Here is a 16,812-nt window from a genome sequence, read left to right on the forward strand (position 1 = left end):
GCTGGTGTTCGCCGAGACGCAACGGCACGGTGATACGCCCATCGAGGGTATAGAGCGAGACGGTCTTGCCTTTGAGGGTGTAGGTGCGTTTGTCGAAGTGGACACTGGCGCGGTTGAAGCGGATGTCGGGAATGGGTGCGTCCTTCCTGATGCGCCCGAGTTCTTTTTGTGCCTTATACGCCTTGCAGACCGAGAAGATGGCGTTGCAGCACATCTGGCTGCCCAGCGGCGTCGCTTCGCGCAGCATCGTATAGGTGTGCTGGTGCAGACCGACGCGGTTGTACAGACGGTGCTCGCGCACGATGGGAACAAGACGGTTGCAGGCGTCCGCATAGGCCGTTCGCAGCGCGGCAAGCGCTCTAGCCTGCGCCGCGCTCAATGCCAGCCGAATCGACGCCGTGTGCATCATCGCTCATCGCCTCTTGGTGACATACTCGGTATGCCGTTTGATAGACACAATTACGTTTCGTGACAACATCAACCATATGTCACAGTTTATACCACAGGGTGCGCTTCGCGCACCCGCAATTCCTCCCCTGACTCAAGTCAGGGGTTTCCTTGCGGAGATTCTATGAATCACTGGCTGATTATGCCAATTGTGCTGCCGGCGGTATTAGGCCCACTGCTGATTATGCTGGGGTGTATCGATCATGTTTTGGCGCGGATTTTATCGTTAGCAGGATGTGTTGCCCTTATCGCGATTAGCGTAGGTCTGTTACAGCAAGCCGATAGCGGGCCACAAACCTATGCCCTAAGTGCATGGGTGGCTCCGTTTGGGATTTTGTTAGTGCTCGACCGCTTATCGGCGGTGATGTTGGTATTAACCGCCGTGCTGGCAACCGTTGTGCTGTTGTATGCCATGGCAGGGTGGGATCGCCGTGGGCGTCATTTTCATGCTCTCTATCAATTCCAATTGATGGGGATTAACGGTGCCTTTCTTACAGGTGACTTTTTCAACCTATTTGTTTTCTTTGAAATTCTCTTAATTGCCTCGTATGGCCTCATGGTACACGGCGGCGGGGCAGATCGACTGCGTGCAGGAGTGCAATATGTGATTGTGAATTTGGTTGGCTCGACCTTATTCTTGATTGCAGTGGGGTTGATTTACTCGGTCACCGGCACACTCAATATGGCGGATTTAGCCCTCAAAGTGCCACAGGTCAGCAGTGATGATTTGGCCTTATTGCAAGTGGGCGCGTTGTTATTGTTATTGGTCTTTGGCGTCAAAGCGGCATTGGTGCCGGTGCATTTCTGGTTGCCAGATACCTATGCCCAAGCACCAGCGCCCACCGCTGCGCTGTTTGCGATTTTGACCAAAGTTGGAGCGTATTGCATTTTACGGTTGTATGTGTTGGCCTTTGGTGCACAAGCGGGTGCCTCGGCATGGTTGGCACAAGAATGGTTATTGCCTGCGGCAATGGTGAGTCTGACTTTGGGTTTAGTGGGTGTATTAGCGGCAAAACGGCTAGGACAATTGGCCAGCTTTAGCGTAATTGGCTCGATGGGCACAGTCCTGACAGCCATTGCGTTATTCACACCAACGGCTACCGCTGCCGCGCTTTACTATATGTTGCATTCCACCTTGGCAGCAGCAGCATTATTTTTACTCACCGACTTAGTGCGCGAACGACGGGGTCACCATAGCGATGCCCTGACGGTAGCGCCGGTCTTTGCTCACCGCAGCCTATTAGCCGCCGCATTCTTTGTCGCAGCGATTGCAATGGCAGGCTTACCCCCTCTATCGGGCTTCCTCGGTAAGTTGTTGATTTTACAAAGTGCATGGCCAACCCCCTATGCGTTTGATGTGTATTTAGCGGTGTTAGCAACTGCCTTGCTCGGGATTATTGGCTTTGTCCGTGCAGGTAGCACATTGTTTTGGAAAAGTACCGCGCAACAAGGACGGATTGAAGCGGAAGGCGTGTCACATTCGGTCTTGCCGTGGGTGGCGGTTGGTTTGTTATTGAGTGGTATTGTTGCGCTCACCGTAGGTGCCGGTGGGGTACATGACTACCTCAGCCAAACCGCACAACAGCTCTATCAACCACAGCTCTATATCAATGCCGTGTTGTTTCCCCAAGGAGGACAATAACGATGGCCTCAACCACGCCAAAACGCAGTTGGCGACAACGCCATTTTCCCCATCCCTTACTCAGCCTTACCTTATTTGTTGTATGGATGTTGCTACAAAATAGCCTCTCTCTGGCCCATGCCGTCTTAGCACTGTTTTTGAGCTGGGGCATTCCCCTGCTGACGCACAGCTTATGGCCAGAACGACCTAAAATCCGCCATTACGGTAAAGCCATGGCTTATGTGTTGTTGGTGATGTGGGATATTGTGGTGGCAAATATTCAGGTTGCGGCGATTATTCTGTTTCGGCGCAATAACAGCCTGCAAAGCTGTTGGTTGGAAATTCCACTGAGCGTGCGTTCGCCTGAAGCAATTACCGCCTTTGCCGGTACCATCACCATGACCCCCGGCACAGTCAGTTGTGATTTGTCGGCTGATGGTCGCAGCCTGTTGGTGCATTGTTTGGATGTCAGCGATCAAGCTGAAGCGATTGCCGGCATGAAGGCACGCTATGAAGCTCGGTTACAGGAGATTTTCCATGATTGACTACGCCCTACATTTTGGTTTTTTTGCCTTGTCATTGGCCTTACTGATGAATATCTGGCGCGCCATCAAAGGCCCAACTGATATGGATCGCATTTTAGCGGTCGATACGATGGTGATTAACTTAATTGCAGTGATTATCTTGTATGGTATCTACGAGAAAACCACCCTCTATTTTGAAGCGGCCTTGTTATTTGCCATGTTTGGTTTTGTCTCAACCGTTGCCTATTGCAAATTTATTTTGCGCGGCGATGTGATTGAATAATTTGACCAGTTTAAGGAATTGCCGTGCATTTGATTCATGAATTGCTTATCTCTGGCCTCATCGTATTGGGTGCTATTTTTGCCTTAGTAGGTTCGTATGGCATGTTGAAGTTCCCCAACCTGATGACGCGCCTCCATGCCCCAACCAAGGCCACCACCTTGGGTGTCGGGGGGGCGTTGGTGGCTTCAATGGTGTATTTCCTCACCTTGGAAGGCCATGTCTCTATCCATGAGGTATTGATTTCGCTATTTTTATTTCTCACAGCGCCGATTACAGCGCATTTCATTGCCAAAGCGTATATGCACAAGCATTTGAAGCCAAAACAGTTGCCCAAAACACAAAGCGGTTGGAGCACCTATAGCGCCAGCCCAGCGGAGCAAAGCCACAAGCACAGCCAATCTTCCACCTCTCATCAGTGATGCCTCATGTCATGGACTGGACACAGTTGCTCTCCACCACCCGTTTTAAAGTACGCGGTGGGCGGGTGTTGCCAGCAAAAAACAATGGCAGCTTGCCCGGCCATGATGGTTTACGCAGCGATTTTCATGTTGATCACGACCGTGTGGTGTTCTCCAGTGCCTTCCGACGCTTAGGACGGAAAACCCAAGTCCATCCCCTTGCCGTTCACGACCATACCCACAATCGCCTCACTCACAGTGTGGAAGTCGGCTGTGTTGGGCGCAGCCTAGGCAATCGGGTCGGTGCCATGCTGCAAGCAGGGGGACAGCTGCCACCCCACAACACGCCTTTTGATATTGGTAACGTGGTGCAAGTCGCTTGTTTGGCACACGACATTGGCAATCCACCATTTGGTCATACCGGCGAAGAAGCCATTCGCGATTGGTTTCGACAACCACGCCATGCCCATTGGCTTGCCAGTTTACCGCCGGCACAGCGGCTGGATATTCAAACCTATGAAGGCAACGCCCATACCCTGCGTATGGTCTCAACGCTGGAAATGTATCGTCATGCAGGGGGAATGCGCTTAACCGCTGCCGCCATTGGCAGCTTAATTAAATACCCTTGGGCAGTAGAGCACGGTGGCAAACGTGGCAAATTCAATCTTTATCAAGCCGAATTGGCGTATTTCCGCACAGTGGCACAAGAGCTTGGGTTACCGGAATATCAACCACGCCGATGGGCACGACATCCCTTGTCTTATCTGATGGAAGCGGCTGATGATATTTGCTATGCCATTCTTGATTTAGAAGATGCGGTCGAGATGGGATGGCTAGATGCGATTGAATTCGAGCGTTTGCTATCGCCGTTGGTTGATACAGAACGGGTATGGCATGAACCCGATGTACGGCAAAGATGTGCCATGCTGCGCGGCATGGCGGTGGGACATTGTGTTGTTGATATCGCTGACGTGTTTATGCGCCATCATGATCGTTTGTTAGCCGGCGATCTGCCAGCCCACGATTTATTAGAACTGGCCAGCGAACCCGTGGGAGCCACTGTTGCAGCGGCGAAAGACTTTGCCAGCCGCCGCATTTATCGCCATCGCAACAAACAAGTGATGGAAATTGCTGCCTATCCCTGCCTTGCCGCTTTGCTTGATGTGTTAGTCCCTGCCGCACATCAGCTCTGCACCAAAGGCGATATTTCCACCCGCCAACGGGCAGAGTTGAGCTTATTAGACTATCCTCTCAATCCAGAGCAAGGCTTGTATGCGGCTTATATGGCGATTCTGGATTTTGTTGGTGGCTTAACCGATAACGCTGCGGCGCGCTTGGCGCGGGATATTTCTGGCCTCGGTTTGGGCTAAAACGCTGCACTGCAACATCTTTACGCCACAAAGGGGCGCAAGGCATTCGCAAAGCCCCGATTTGCTCAGTACAATGGGCGCCATTTTTGTGCACGCTCAACCTGATCGTGTGCGTGGCCTCGGTCATTGAAGGACAAATGACGTGAAGATTCTGATTCTTGGTGGTGGGCAAGTCGGTTCAACGGTGGCAGAAAATCTTGCCAATGACGCCAACGATATTACGGTAGTCGATCAAGATGAAGTCGTGCTTAAACAACTGCGCGACCGGCTGGATATTCAAACCTTAGTGGGTAACGCCGCCCACCCTTCGGTGTTAGCCGCCGCCGGTGCCGACGACAGCGATATGCTGTTAGCCCTCACCCGCAATGACGAGACCAATCTGGTTGCTTGTAAGTTAGCAAAAGACTTATTCAATATCCCCACCAAAATCGCCCGTGTTCGTGCCGCCGATTATATGGAATATGGCGACAACAAAGCACTGAACTACTTTAGTGTCGATACTTCGATTTGTCCCGAGCAAATTGTTACCGACAATATCTATCAGCTCTTTGAATACCCCGGTGCACTACAGGTACTCGATTTTGCCGAGGGGCGTGCTCAATTGGTCGTAGTCAAAGCCCTAAAGGGCGGTTTATTGGTTGAACGGCCACTGCGCCGCATCCGTGAAGACCTACCGCGTGCCGAATGTCGTATTTCTGCCATCTATCGCCGTGATCGTTTGATTATTCCCGATGGCGATACGGTAATTGAACAGGATGATGAGGTGTTTTTTATTGCCTCACGGCGTTTTATTCCCGCGATGTTGCGTGAACTGCGTAAAACGGAAAAACCGATTAAACGGGTGATGATTGCCGGCGGGGGGAATATTGGTTTTCGCTTGGCCTCTCGCCTAGAAAACGATGGCTACGAAGTCAAAATCATCGAAAACCGCACACCACGTTGCGAATGGCTGACGCAGAATCTGTCACATACTTTGGTTTTGAATGGCGAAGCCACCGATGAGGAATTGCTCGAGGACGAAAATATTGATGAGATGGATGTGTTTGTCGCCATCACTAATGACGACGAAGACAATATCATGTCCTCTCTCCTTGCCAAACGGCTAGGCGCACGCAGCGTTATCGCCTTGGTCAACCGCACCAGCTATGTCGATTTGTTACAAGGCAACCGCATCGACATTGTGATCTCGCCCCATTTATCTACCATCGGCTCATTATTAGCCTACATCCGCCGAGGGGATATTGAAGCTGTCCATCCCCTGCGCCGTGGGGCGGCCGAAGCTATTGAAGCCGTGGTACATGGCAATCGCAAAACATCACGCATTGTCAGCCGTCGTGTCGATGAATTACCGCTGCCACAAGGCTGTTATCTCAGCGCGGTGGTACGCGGTGAAGAAGTATTAATGGCACATCATGATTTGGTCATTGAATCCGGCGATCATCTGATTATCTTTGTCTCTCGCCGCCGCCAAGCGAAACAGGTCGAGAAACTGTTAGAAGTGAAGTTTGGATTCTTATAATCATGCACAAAATCCTGCCGATTGCTCATGTCTTTTCCAAACTGGTGATGCTGTTTTCTTGTATGTTTGTCTTCCCAGTGTTGGTATCGCTGTATTACCGTGATGGCACAGTGGATGATTTTTTAGTGTCAACATTTGTCGGGCTGGCCATTGGCTTATTTTTATGGGCCACCACTCGCCAATATGAGCGAGAACTGAAACCCCGCGATGGGTTTATCTTGGTCACTTTGCTGTGGCTGGGTTTCTCGGCCACAGCCACCACGCCGTTTTTATTACATTTCCCGGGGATGAGTTTCACTGATGCCTATTTCGAGGCACTTTCCGCCCTAACCACCACCGGCGCCACCGTGTTGACTGGTTTGGATACCCTACCGCCGGCGATTAACTTTTGGCGACACTTCCTAAATTGGTTGGGAGGAATGGGGATCATTGTGCTGGCGGTAGCAGTATTACCGTTGCTGGGGGTGGGGGGGATGCAGCTGTATAAAGCCGAGATGCCTGGTTTGATTAAAGACAGCAAACTCACCCCCCGTATCGCGACCACCGCTAAAAATCTGTGGGTGTTATACAGCGCACTGACCTTGCTTTGCGCCCTCTGTTTGCACTTTGCCGGTATGAACTGGTTTGATTCAGTGTGTCATGCGTTTGCTGCGCTCTCACTCGGTGGCTTTTCCACCAAGGACAGCAGTATCGGTTTCTACAATTCGCTAGAAATCGAGTTAGTGTTATCGTTTTTTATGTTATTAGCTGCCATGAATTTCACCTTGCACTTTGTTGCATGGCGTAGCCGCTCTTTACGCAGCTATTGGCAAGACAGTGAAGTAAAAGCAATGTTGGTGTTAGTGATCAGCAGCATTCTCTTGCTTAGTTACTATCTTTACCGTCATGGCCTATACGATTTCCCTACCGCCTTACGTCATGTCAGCTTTAATTTGATTTCGATTGCTACCGATAGCGGCTTTGCCAGTGTCGATTTTGGTGCATGGCCTACCTTAGTGCCGATGTGGATTTTGGTGTTGTCTTGCATTACCTGTTGTGCCGGCTCAACCGGCGGCGGGGTAAAAATGGCACGGAATTTGGTGCTATTGCGTCAAACCACCTCGGAAATGCTGCGCTTACTCCACCCAAACGCTGTTGTACCGCTAAAAATCAACAGCAAGGTATTACCCAACCAAATCGTGTTATCCGTATTGGCGTTTGTGTTTGTGTATATTGCCAGCGTGATTGTCTTAGGTTTCGTTTTAATGTTCAGTGGCTTAGACTACATCACCGCCTTCACTGCGATTGTTGCCTGTATCAATAATGCAGGGCCGGGTTTAGGCGAGGTGGGCCCAGCATCGAATTACGGTGGTCTTACTGATTTTCAAACATGGGTCTGTTCCTTAGCCATGTTGCTAGGACGTTTAGAAATTTTTACTCTGCTTATTCTGTTCACCCCCGCCTTTTGGCGTAAATAAAGTTTATCTCCGCCAGCTATGCATAAAATTCTTCCCATCGCCCATGTGCTGTCGAAATTCATCATGTTGTTTTCGTGCATGTTTGTTTTTCCGGCCTTAGTTTCTCTGTACTACCGCGATGGCACGCTGGATGAATTTTTGCTGTCTATTTTTGCTGGCTTAGCAGTCGGCTTGTTTTTATGGGCGGCTACGCGCCGTTATGAACGCGAATTAAAAGCCCGCGATGGTTTTATTTTGGTGTGTTTGATGTGGTTTGGCTTTGCAGTCACCGCCACCACCCCATTTATGCTGCATTTCCCAGGAATGAGCTTTACCGATGCCTGTTTTGAAGCCCTCTCAACGCTAACCACCACCGGCGCCACCACTTTAACAGGATTGGACGACCTACCGCCGTCGATCAATTTCTGGCGGCATTTCTTGAGTTGGTTGGGGGGAATGGGGATTATCGTGCTGGCAGTCGCGGTATTACCGATGTTAGGCATCGGGGGGATGCAGTTATACAAGGCCGAAATGCCAGGGTTAATTAAAGACAATAAACTTGCCCCTCGGATTGCCAGCACCGCCAAAAGCTTATGGATTATCTATACCGGCCTGACCATCATCTGTACTTTCGCCTTATGGATTGTCGGCATGCCGCTGTTTGATGCAATCTGCCATGCGTTTACGACCATCAGCCTCGGCGGAACATCCACCAAAGATGCCAGTATTGGTTTTTATAATTCTGTCGCGATTGAGATGGTGATCTCATTCTTTATGGTGCTCTCGGCAATGAATTTTGCCCTGCATTTCATTGCGTGGCGAGAAGGCTCGGTGCGGGTCTATTTTCGTGATACCGAAGCAAAATCGATGTTGGTGCTGTTGGCAGTAAGCATCGTCGGGATCAGTTATTACCTACATCATCACGGCGTATTTGATTTTTTAACTGCATTGCGCCATGTCAGCTTTAATTTGATTTCGATTGCCACCGCCTGTGGCTTTGCCAGCACCGATTTTGGCGCATGGCCCACCTTCGCCCCCATGTGGATTTTGGTGATGTCCTGTTTCACCGCCTGCGCCGGTTCTACCGGCAGCGGCATTAAAATGGCACGCAATTTAGTGTTGATTAAACAAACCACCTCAGAAATCACCCGTTTATTACATCCAAATGCCGTAGTGCCGCTGAAAATCAACGGTAAAATTCTACCGAATCAGATTGTGTTGTCAGTCTTGGCCTTTGTTTTTGTCTATATCGCCAGCATTATCTTACTTGGCTTTATTATGATGATCAGCGGCTTAGACTACATCACGGCCTTTACTGCGATTGTCGCTTGTATGAATAATGCAGGCCCAGGCTTAGGTGAAGTTGGCCCTGCCTCGAATTACTCTGGCTTAAACGATTTCCAAACTTGGATTTGTTCATTGACGATGGTGTTAGGCCGGTTGGAAATTTTTACATTATTGATTTTATTAACGCCGACTTTTTGGCGAAAATAAGACCATCGCTGATGGCATCCTGATAAAAGAGTTCATTATATGAATTACCCCCGCTTCGTGATTGGCGCATTGTGGCTGTTACCAACGTTAACCTATGCCAACCCCGCCCTGCTCGCCGCTCGCGATGCAGTCAAAAACAGCGACTATTCCGGTCTATTACAAGCCGAAAGCCAATTACAAGATCATCCACTGCAAGCCTATCCGCGTTATTGGTGGTTGAACAAAAACTTGGGACAGACCTCAGGGAATGAGGTGCAACAATTTCTCACCCGCTACGACAATACCGTTTTAGCTGAGCGTTTACGGGTCGATTGGCTCAAACAACTGGGCAAACAAGAACAGTGGACCGAGTTTCAGCGCGAATACCAAAAACTCGCGCCGATGGCGCGGGACAATGAAATTGTGTGCTATGAACTGCTGAATAAAACCCAACTCGGCCAAGCTGATAACCAAGTGTGGGAACAAGCACGCAAACAATGGTTTACTGGCCGCGCCAGCACCGAAGGCTGCCAAGCTTTGCATGATGTGCTGTTTAATCAGGGTAAATTAGTTGAGGCTGATGTGTGGTATCGAGTGCGCTTAGCGTTTTCAGCCAATAATCCCAACCTCGCTCGCCAAATCAGCCAACGCAGCAATAGTCCACTGGCTAGCCAACAGGTAAACAGCCCTAGCTATGATGGCGACTTAAGCCAAGCGCCACAGCGAGAATTAGCACTGTATGCCGTACAAAAACAAGCACGGCAAAATCCAGAAACGGCAGCCTTACAGCTCAACGCCCTAGAAAAAGCCGGTTTAAGTCGCGAAGCCGCCGGTTATGGCTGGGGACAATTGGCGTTAATCAATGCCAAAAAATTGCGTATGGTCGATGCCCTGGCACAATTTGCACGCGCCGATCAAAAACAACTCAATCGTGAACAGTGGGAATGGTGGGTTCGTGCAGCCTTGCGTGAAGGGCAATGGGACACCGTGCAACGCACAATTGATGCCATGCCAGCCGAGGTGGCCGCCGAGGCAGATTGGGTGTATTGGAAGGCCCGCGCTTTGAAAGCGCGTGGCCGCAGCCATGAAGCCAACCCCCTGTTTGCCCGACTGAGCCAACAACATCATTACTATGGGCAGTTAGCGCGGGAAGAACTCGGCCAAAGCGTTACCGCCCCATCTAGCCGCTACACCCCATCCACTCGTGAAGTCCAAGAGATGCGACAACAGGGCAGCCAAACCCGCGCCTTGAGTTTATTCGAGATTTCTCGTCAAAGTGCGCGGCCAGAATTGCGCGAAGATGCCAAACGAGAATGGCGCTTTGCCATGCGTGGGCTCAACGACAAACAACTGTTAGCCAGTGCTGAAGCGGCACAACAAGCCGGATTTTATGAAATGGCAATTTTTAGCGCCGACCGCACACAAGAATTGCACGATTTCAACTTGCGCTATCTCGCGCCCTATCGGGACATCACCCGCCGCTACAGCCAAGAATTCGATATCGATGAAGCATGGGTGTATGGTTTGATGCGACAAGAAAGCCGCTTTGTGCATATTGCCCGCTCGGGTGTGGGAGCCAGTGGCTTAATGCAGCTCATGCCTGCCACTGCCAAATGGGTGGGGGGTAAGCTTGGGGTCAGCAATTTTTCAGTCAATCAAGTTGATACCAATATTCAGTTTGGCACATGGTATTTGCGCCATGTGCAAGACACCTTGAGTGGCCATCCGGTCCTTGCCACCGCCGCCTATAACGCCGGCCCCGGCCGCGCCCGACAATGGCAAGCCGATCGTGCCCTTGAAGGGGCAATCTACGCCGAAACCATCCCTTTTAACGAAACTCGCGATTATGTGAAAAAAGTTTTTGCCAATGCAGTGTATTATGCGCAGCGTTTTGGTGGGGATACGACGCGTTTGAAAGATCGTCTCGGCGTTATTCCAGCACGTTAATGTGCATTTCATGTCGAACAACAGCAAAAAAGGAAATGGTATGCAATATAAAAAAATCGCTCTCATTGGGGGCAGCGGTTTTGTGGGCACACAAATCGCAGCACGTTTAGCCAGCGTAGAACGTGAATTGGTCATCCCCACCCGCCGCCGTGAACGCCGCAAAGAAGCCTTGATTCTGTTAACCAACACCCAGATGATCGAAACCGACATCTTTAACGAACAAGAATTAGACCATCTGTTGGCGGGCTGTGATGCGGTGATCAATTTGGTCGGTATCTTGCACGGCAGTCGTGATGAATTTGAAAAAGCGCATGTTGAAGTCCCACGCCGCTTAATCGCCGCCTGTCAGCGTAACGGTATCCAACGTCTGTTACACATGAGTGCCCTCGGAGCCGATCCACATGGCCCGTCAAATTATCAAGATACCAAAGCAGCTGGTGAAGCGTTAATCCAACACTCAGGTTTGGATTGGACCATCTTCCGCCCGTCGGTGGTGTTTGGTGCGGATGACAACTTCCTGAATATGTTTGCGTGTTTGCTCAACACCTTCCCCGTATTGCCATTGGCCGGCGCCAGCACTCGCTTCCAGCCAGTATGGGTACAAGATGTGGCACGCGCTTTTGTCGAAGCGCTCGCCCGTCCTGCTACCATCGGCCAAACCTTAGAATTAGTTGGCCCAGATACCTACACCTTAAAAGAACTGGTGCAGTATGTTGGCGAGTTGATCGAACGGCCTCGTTTGGTGGTGGGAATCCCGACGGGTGTGGCAATGCTGCAAGCCATGGTGTTACAAATGGTGCCAGGGCAACCGTTGATGAGTTTTGATAATGTCCGTTCTTTAGGGCGTGATAACGTCAGCGAAAGCGGCTTCCCCAGCGAGTTATTAGGTTTTGCCCCTTCTAAATTAGAAGCGATTGCCCCTGTTTATCTTGGCCCCTTGAGCAGCCAAGCTCAGCTCGACGCCTACCGCGCCGGTGCACATCGTTAATTGAGTGATGGCGAGACATATTCGATGCAAGTGTATATGGTGGGTGGTGCAGTTCGCGATCAATTATTAGGTTTGCCTATTCGTGATCGTGATTGGGTGGTAGTGGGTAGCCATGCGGCAGAAATGGTGTCCGCAGGCTATCAACCTGTTGGGCGCGATTTTCCGGTCTTTCTCCATCCATGTACACATGAAGAATATGCCTTAGCACGCACCGAGCGTAAAACGGCGGCGGGTTATCACGGGTTTCAATTTCACGCCAGCCCCGAGGTGACGCTAGAACAAGATCTAGCACGCCGCGATTTGACGATCAACGCCATGGCACAGGCCACAAACGGCACTGTCATTGATCCCTACGGTGGACAAGCCGATTTAGCCGCCGGCGTGTTACGGCATGTCAGTCCTGCTTTTGCGGAAGATCCTGTCCGTATTTTGCGGGTAGCGCGCTTTGCTGCGCGTTTTGGCTTTCATGTCGCCCCTGAAACCTTAAGTTTGATGCAACAGATGGTGCAGGCAGGGGAAGTCGATGCCTTAGTACCGGAGCGAGTGTGGCAAGAAATCGCTCGTGGTTTACAAGAACCTAAACCTTCGGTGATGTTTGAAGTGCTGCGGCAATGTGGTGCTTTAGCCCGTATTTTGCCTGAAGTCGATCGCTTGTTTGGTGTGCCACAACGTGCTGACTATCACCCAGAAATTGATACCGGGATTCACACCATGATGGTGATTGATATCGCAGCACAACAACAACGCTCATTGGCAACGCGATTTGCCGCCTTATGTCATGACCTCGGCAAAGGACTCACCCCGTCCAGCCAACTACCTCGCCATAAAGGACACGAGGCACGAGGGATACGCCCTACTACCGAACTGTGCCAGAGGTTGAATGTGCCAGCAGAATGCCGTGAATTAGCCTTACTGACTTGTGAATACCACACACATGTTCACCGTGCGAAAGAATTGCGAGCTGATACCGTGCTAAAACTATTCCGCAGTTGTGATGCCCTGCGCCGCCCTCAGCGTTTTCTTGAGTTGTTACATGCGTGTGAAGCCGATAGTCAAGGCCGCCTTGGTTTTACTGAGCAAGCTTATCCACAAGCGGCTTATCTCACTCGCTTACTTGCAGCCGCCCGTAGTGTTGATGCTGGTGCAATTGCCCAGCAATGCAGCAACCCAAAGCAAATCAGTCAACAAGTCGATGCCGCACGGATTGCTTGTATCCAACAAACCAAACAACACCTTCTTGCTGCGTGAGCCAGTCGCCTCTCTTGGCAAACTGATAGTTAAGCACTATAATGCGCTTCTCTTTCGGTCGGAGTGTGGCGCAGCCTGGTAGCGCACCTGCATGGGGTGCAGGGGGTCGAAGGTTCGAATCCTTTCACTCCGACCATCGAATACAAAAAGCCAGCGTACACTACGCTGGCTTTTGTCTTATTGACGTCTGGCAGCGGAGTAACCGCTGCCAAACCCGTCACACCTTGTGATGCTCTAACATCTGATTGGCATCAAAACCTAACCGCAACGCTCCCCAATGTTTGCCATTCAAGTAAATTGGCAATGCAATCTCCGACAAAATCTCGCCAGTATCACGAATATAAGTCTGTAGTAAAAATGGTTGGGTATTTTGCGCCGACTTCAAACCAGTTGGATCGTTAAAGATACGCTTATCACGACTGTGAACCAAATCTGCCCGAGGATCACCTGTCAGAGGATGTGAGTAGAAGCTATTATGCGTTGGCGCATAGCCCTTGTTGTCCACCAATAGCGCAAAACGGCCCCCCAAGGTTTCATTCACCAACTGGTCATACACCGGCTGCAATAGAGATTCCACTTGTTGATCATAACTGACATGGTATTTTTTCGGGTTGGTGTTCGCCACTAAGCGATAGTTTTGATCAAAAAAATTGAGCTGCTTTTGCTGACTCCAGTCATGCAACAACTGTTGTAGTTGATCGCGATAACGCCGTGCTCGATTAATCGTGCGGTCAAATTCCCCCTCACCCACCACAAAACGACTGACCAATTCTTGCACCTGTTCACTTGCTGCCGACAGACTGCGCGACACCGCCTCAGATTTATGCAGTTTTTGGCTGACGGTGTCGCTTAATTGGTAGATCTTCGACACATTTTTATTCACTTGCTGATTGCTTTCTGCAAATTGCTCCATCGTCTGTGCAATTTGGCTTAGGTTTTCAGCTGTGGCGCCAAAATCGCGCACCATTCCTTCAAAATGTTGAGATGCTTTATCCACGGTTTGGCTAGCAATATGGGTATCGGTGGTAATCACTGCGGTTTCGGTCAGAGTATTGCTTACTAAGCCTAGCATGGCATCGATATTACCCGAGATATCCTCAGTCGCGACCTTGACCCGTTCGGCGAGCTTACGCACTTCATCCGCCACCACCGCAAACCCACGCCCCGATTCACCTGCGCGGGCCGCTTCAATCGCCGCATTGAGCGCCAATAAATTGGTCTGTTCAGAGATGCCTTTAATCAGGTCAATGATATTTTTAATACTGGCTGAACGCTCGTTTAACCCTTCAACCGTAGTATTAAAGTGCCCCACTTTTTCGCTGATTAAGGTAATCCGTGACGAGACATCTACCAGTTCACGGTGCGAGGTCCGTGCCAGTTCTAAATTCAACAGGGTTGATTCTGAGATATGGTGGGTCTGGTCAGTGACTTGGTTAATGCCTTGTGTAGTTTCATCGCTGGCCACACGGACCTGTTCAGCTAGGGAAGATTGTTCTTTCGCACTCGCCAACGATTCATCAACATTTTTAAAAGAGCGCGCCGACTCCATCGCAATCCGCACTGCCATCAAGCGCACATTGCTGATAATTTGCCGCATCTTAGCCAAAAATCGGTTGTAGGATTCCGATAATTCGCGGATTTCATCGTAAGTCATCACCGGAATATTACGCGACAAATCGCCCTCGCCTTGGCCAATGTCATTGAAAATACTGATAATCAGCTTGAGTGGTCGCACAATAAGATAGCGCAGATACCACACCATAAAGCCAATAAAGACTAAAGAACCGCCCCAAACGAGCCATAATTGCCACAAGAGCACGCGAAATTTTTCGTGGACTTCTGCAGCCACACTCGCTTCTAGTTGGGCTTGGACCAAAGTGCGGTTGATATCCGCAAAGCCAACATAGACTAAAAATAGAAAAAGCAACTGAAATAAACTAATAAAGAAAAAACTACATAATTTTCGACTTAATGAATTCCAAAACGTTTTTTCTATTGTTTCATACAAACGCCAAAAATTGTCCATGTTATCCCCCAAATCCAACCAAGATGCCAGCCAATGCTGATTTCATTTGACATTTTTTGTATATTTTTATATTAGCGGCATCGGTAAAAATATTAAAAAGAAACGGAATTCTAATGCAAGAACGGCGAGATGTTTACCAAAAATTTGGCAATTTCTATGCTGCAGCGCAAGAATTCTCTAGTAATCACACAGAATTGATATTAACAACAAGCTTATTGCATATCCTGTAAACGACCCTGTATTTTTTATTCTGCAAGGGTAACATGAAATTGATTCCTAAGAAATAAACAACATTAAAAAATGACAAAAAATTCTATGCTACAACCAGCAAAAACCATCCACTCAGCTTAGCCAATTTTTCAATACTTGCGCAGCAAGGTCAGGATCTTCGAGAGGAAACAAGTGGCTGCCTTCCACTTGAGCAATCTCAAGACCAAATTTATGTTGTAGCCAAGGTAAGAAATAAGGCTTCACCACATTCGATCCCTTTGCAGCAATAAAGAGGCCAGGTATCGTCAATCGGTTCCGTTCACGGTACAAAGCGTGGGGTAGGGTACGATAAATTTGATATTCCACCTGCGGTCGAAAGAACAAGCGCCGTCCTTGCTCATGCTCCTCAGTGCCATAACAGGCGTAATCGCGTAAGACTTGTGGATGAAACTTGGCAAACACCGACTTACTGGCAAAAAATCGCTGTGCCTCGTCCACCGATGGCCAATAATCACGCCGGTTTAAGGTATAACGTCCGGGTGTTAACTTATCTATCCATCCTAGTTTTTTTGCTAACCATAAACTGCGGCCACGCCAAGGCGGCATCAACGGTGAATCGACAATTACCACCTTCAAAAATAAGTCAGGACGTTGTAAAGCCGCCATCAATGTCAAATAGCCGCCTAAAGAATGCCCGACACCAATCACTGGCTGCCGATAGGTATGTTGAATGGTATGAATGGTCTCGGCGACTAAATGTGGCCAACCATCAGTGATCGGGTAGTGTGGGTTGTGGCCGATTCGATCAAGGAAGCCGATTTCAAAATCAGGCCGCAATGCGGCAAATAAAGCGTGGTAGCAACCAGCAGGAAAACCATTGGCATGAGAAAAATGAATAATCGGCTTCATCAGAACTCCAAACGGTCGTTTGAAAATAGCAACATAACATGCAATATCAGTCTGGTGTAGCCAGTATTTTTTAGGCTGTTGCTACCGCCTTGATGGCAGCTCGTGATAAACGTGATGGACAGCAAAAAATTTTTAAGACTTTTTTCTTGAAAAATCAAAAAATTAAGCTAATAAACCGCTTTTTCTGCAACTTCTTCACTAAAAAATGCTTGCGTTCAAAACTCAGCCATGATTAAATGCAGTTCTTCGCTGCAGCGACAAGCAAACAGCGACGGGTGGTTAGCTCAGTTGGTAGAGCGTCTCCCTTACAAGGAGAGGGTCAGCGGTTCGAATCCGTTACCACCCACCACTGCGGAGTGGTAGTTCAGTTGGTTAGAATACCGGCCTGTCACGCCGGGGGTCGCGGGTTCGAG

At 49.6% G+C, this 16,812-nt stretch carries 14 protein-coding genes and 2 tRNA genes; 13 read left to right on the top strand and 3 right to left on the bottom strand.

The features are described 5' to 3' along the window. Positions 1 to 409, bottom strand: a 409-nt coding sequence (locus G465_RS0110470; RefSeq protein ID WP_022654415.1) for a hypothetical protein, incomplete at its 3' end; no start/stop codon positions are given. Positions 410 to 571: 162 nt separating this feature from the next. Here G465_RS0110470 and G465_RS0110475 point away from each other — a divergent pair. From G465_RS0110475 to G465_RS0110530, 12 genes are all read left to right on the top strand, one after another. After that, positions 572 to 2,089 carry a monovalent cation/H+ antiporter subunit D gene (locus tag G465_RS0110475; RefSeq protein ID WP_022654416.1) on the top strand — a complete coding sequence of 506 codons (1,518 nt, stop codon included), beginning with the start codon at positions 572 to 574 and terminating at the stop codon, positions 2,087 to 2,089. A 2-nt stretch (positions 2,090 to 2,091) separates the two neighbouring features. Then, entirely contained in the window at positions 2,092 to 2,613 is a 522-nt protein-coding gene (locus G465_RS0110480) for a Na+/H+ antiporter subunit E (RefSeq protein WP_022654417.1), read from the top strand. Continuing rightward, positions 2,606 to 2,875 (top strand): K+/H+ antiporter subunit F, encoded by a 270-nt coding sequence (locus G465_RS0110485; RefSeq protein WP_022654418.1) that lies wholly within the window; start codon positions 2,606 to 2,608, stop codon positions 2,873 to 2,875. The genes G465_RS0110480 and G465_RS0110485 overlap by 8 nt, the downstream gene beginning before the upstream one ends. Before the next feature lie 23 nt (positions 2,876 to 2,898). Beyond that, positions 2,899 to 3,294 (top strand): Na+/H+ antiporter subunit G, encoded by a 396-nt coding sequence (locus G465_RS14480; RefSeq protein WP_022654419.1) that lies wholly within the window; start codon positions 2,899 to 2,901, stop codon positions 3,292 to 3,294. Positions 3,295 to 3,305: 11 nt separating this feature from the next. Then, entirely contained in the window at positions 3,306 to 4,643 is a 1,338-nt protein-coding gene (locus G465_RS0110495; protein ID WP_022654420.1) for a deoxyguanosinetriphosphate triphosphohydrolase, read from the top strand. A gap of 142 nt (positions 4,644 to 4,785) precedes the next feature. Next, positions 4,786 to 6,162, top strand: coding sequence for a Trk system potassium transporter TrkA (gene trkA / locus G465_RS0110500; protein ID WP_022654421.1), 1,377 nt, complete (start codon positions 4,786 to 4,788; stop codon positions 6,160 to 6,162). A 2-nt stretch (positions 6,163 to 6,164) separates the two neighbouring features. After that, positions 6,165 to 7,619 carry a TrkH family potassium uptake protein gene (locus G465_RS0110505; RefSeq protein WP_022654422.1) on the top strand — a complete coding sequence of 485 codons (1,455 nt, stop codon included), beginning with the start codon at positions 6,165 to 6,167 and terminating at the stop codon, positions 7,617 to 7,619. A gap of 18 nt (positions 7,620 to 7,637) precedes the next feature. Beyond that, positions 7,638 to 9,092, top strand: a complete 1,455-nt coding sequence (locus tag G465_RS0110510; protein ID WP_022654423.1) for a TrkH family potassium uptake protein — start codon at positions 7,638 to 7,640, stop codon at positions 9,090 to 9,092. Between the two features lie 39 nt (positions 9,093 to 9,131). Continuing rightward, positions 9,132 to 11,018: a lytic transglycosylase domain-containing protein gene (locus tag G465_RS0110515; RefSeq protein ID WP_022654424.1), complete on the top strand. Its 1,887-nt coding sequence runs from the start codon at positions 9,132 to 9,134 to the stop codon at positions 11,016 to 11,018. Positions 11,019 to 11,058: 40 nt separating this feature from the next. Then, on the top strand, positions 11,059 to 12,006 hold the full coding sequence (locus G465_RS0110520) for a complex I NDUFA9 subunit family protein (RefSeq protein ID WP_022654425.1): 948 nt from the start codon (positions 11,059 to 11,061) through the stop codon (positions 12,004 to 12,006). 24 nt (positions 12,007 to 12,030) lie between these two features. After that, positions 12,031 to 13,254 carry a multifunctional CCA addition/repair protein gene (locus G465_RS0110525; protein ID WP_022654426.1) on the top strand — a complete coding sequence of 408 codons (1,224 nt, stop codon included), beginning with the start codon at positions 12,031 to 12,033 and terminating at the stop codon, positions 13,252 to 13,254. A 59-nt stretch (positions 13,255 to 13,313) separates the two neighbouring features. Continuing rightward, positions 13,314 to 13,390 (top strand) — tRNA-Pro (locus G465_RS0110530). Between the two features lie 81 nt (positions 13,391 to 13,471). On the opposite strand, the gene G465_RS0110535 is transcribed toward G465_RS0110530, so the two are convergent. Next, positions 13,472 to 15,280 carry a methyl-accepting chemotaxis protein gene (locus tag G465_RS0110535; RefSeq protein WP_022654427.1) on the bottom strand — a complete coding sequence of 603 codons (1,809 nt, stop codon included), beginning with the start codon at positions 15,278 to 15,280 and terminating at the stop codon, positions 13,472 to 13,474. Positions 15,281 to 15,622: 342 nt separating this feature from the next. Beyond that, positions 15,623 to 16,399 carry an alpha/beta fold hydrolase gene (locus G465_RS0110545; RefSeq protein ID WP_022654429.1) on the bottom strand — a complete coding sequence of 259 codons (777 nt, stop codon included), beginning with the start codon at positions 16,397 to 16,399 and terminating at the stop codon, positions 15,623 to 15,625. Between the two features lie 273 nt (positions 16,400 to 16,672). Between G465_RS0110545 and G465_RS0110550 the strand changes: the two genes are divergently transcribed. Then, a tRNA-Val gene (locus G465_RS0110550) sits at positions 16,673 to 16,748 on the top strand. The last annotated feature ends 64 nt before the right edge of the window (positions 16,749 to 16,812 follow it).

It is taken from the genome of Aquaspirillum serpens DSM 68 (assembly GCF_000420525.1).
GTDB classification, from domain to species: domain Bacteria; phylum Pseudomonadota; class Gammaproteobacteria; order Burkholderiales; family Aquaspirillaceae; genus Aquaspirillum; species Aquaspirillum serpens.

Coding starts and splice junctions, on each gene's coding strand:
- G465_RS0110475 (WP_022654416.1), top strand. CDS start 572: ATGAATCACTGGCTGATTATGCCAATTGTGCTGCCGGCGGTATTAGGC.
- G465_RS0110485 (WP_022654418.1), top strand. CDS start 2,606: ATGATTGACTACGCCCTACATTTTGGTTTTTTTGCCTTGTCATTGGCC.
- G465_RS0110510 (WP_022654423.1), top strand. CDS start 7,638: ATGCATAAAATTCTTCCCATCGCCCATGTGCTGTCGAAATTCATCATG.
- G465_RS0110515 (WP_022654424.1), top strand. CDS start 9,132: ATGAATTACCCCCGCTTCGTGATTGGCGCATTGTGGCTGTTACCAACG.
- G465_RS0110525 (WP_022654426.1), top strand. CDS start 12,031: ATGCAAGTGTATATGGTGGGTGGTGCAGTTCGCGATCAATTATTAGGT.
- G465_RS0110520 (WP_022654425.1), top strand. CDS start 11,059: ATGCAATATAAAAAAATCGCTCTCATTGGGGGCAGCGGTTTTGTGGGC.
- G465_RS0110505 (WP_022654422.1), top strand. CDS start 6,165: ATGCACAAAATCCTGCCGATTGCTCATGTCTTTTCCAAACTGGTGATG.
- G465_RS0110535 (WP_022654427.1), bottom strand. CDS start 15,280: ATGGACAATTTTTGGCGTTTGTATGAAACAATAGAAAAAACGTTTTGG.
- G465_RS0110545 (WP_022654429.1), bottom strand. CDS start 16,399: ATGAAGCCGATTATTCATTTTTCTCATGCCAATGGTTTTCCTGCTGGT.
- G465_RS0110495 (WP_022654420.1), top strand. CDS start 3,306: ATGGACTGGACACAGTTGCTCTCCACCACCCGTTTTAAAGTACGCGGT.
- G465_RS0110480 (WP_022654417.1), top strand. CDS start 2,092: ATGGCCTCAACCACGCCAAAACGCAGTTGGCGACAACGCCATTTTCCC.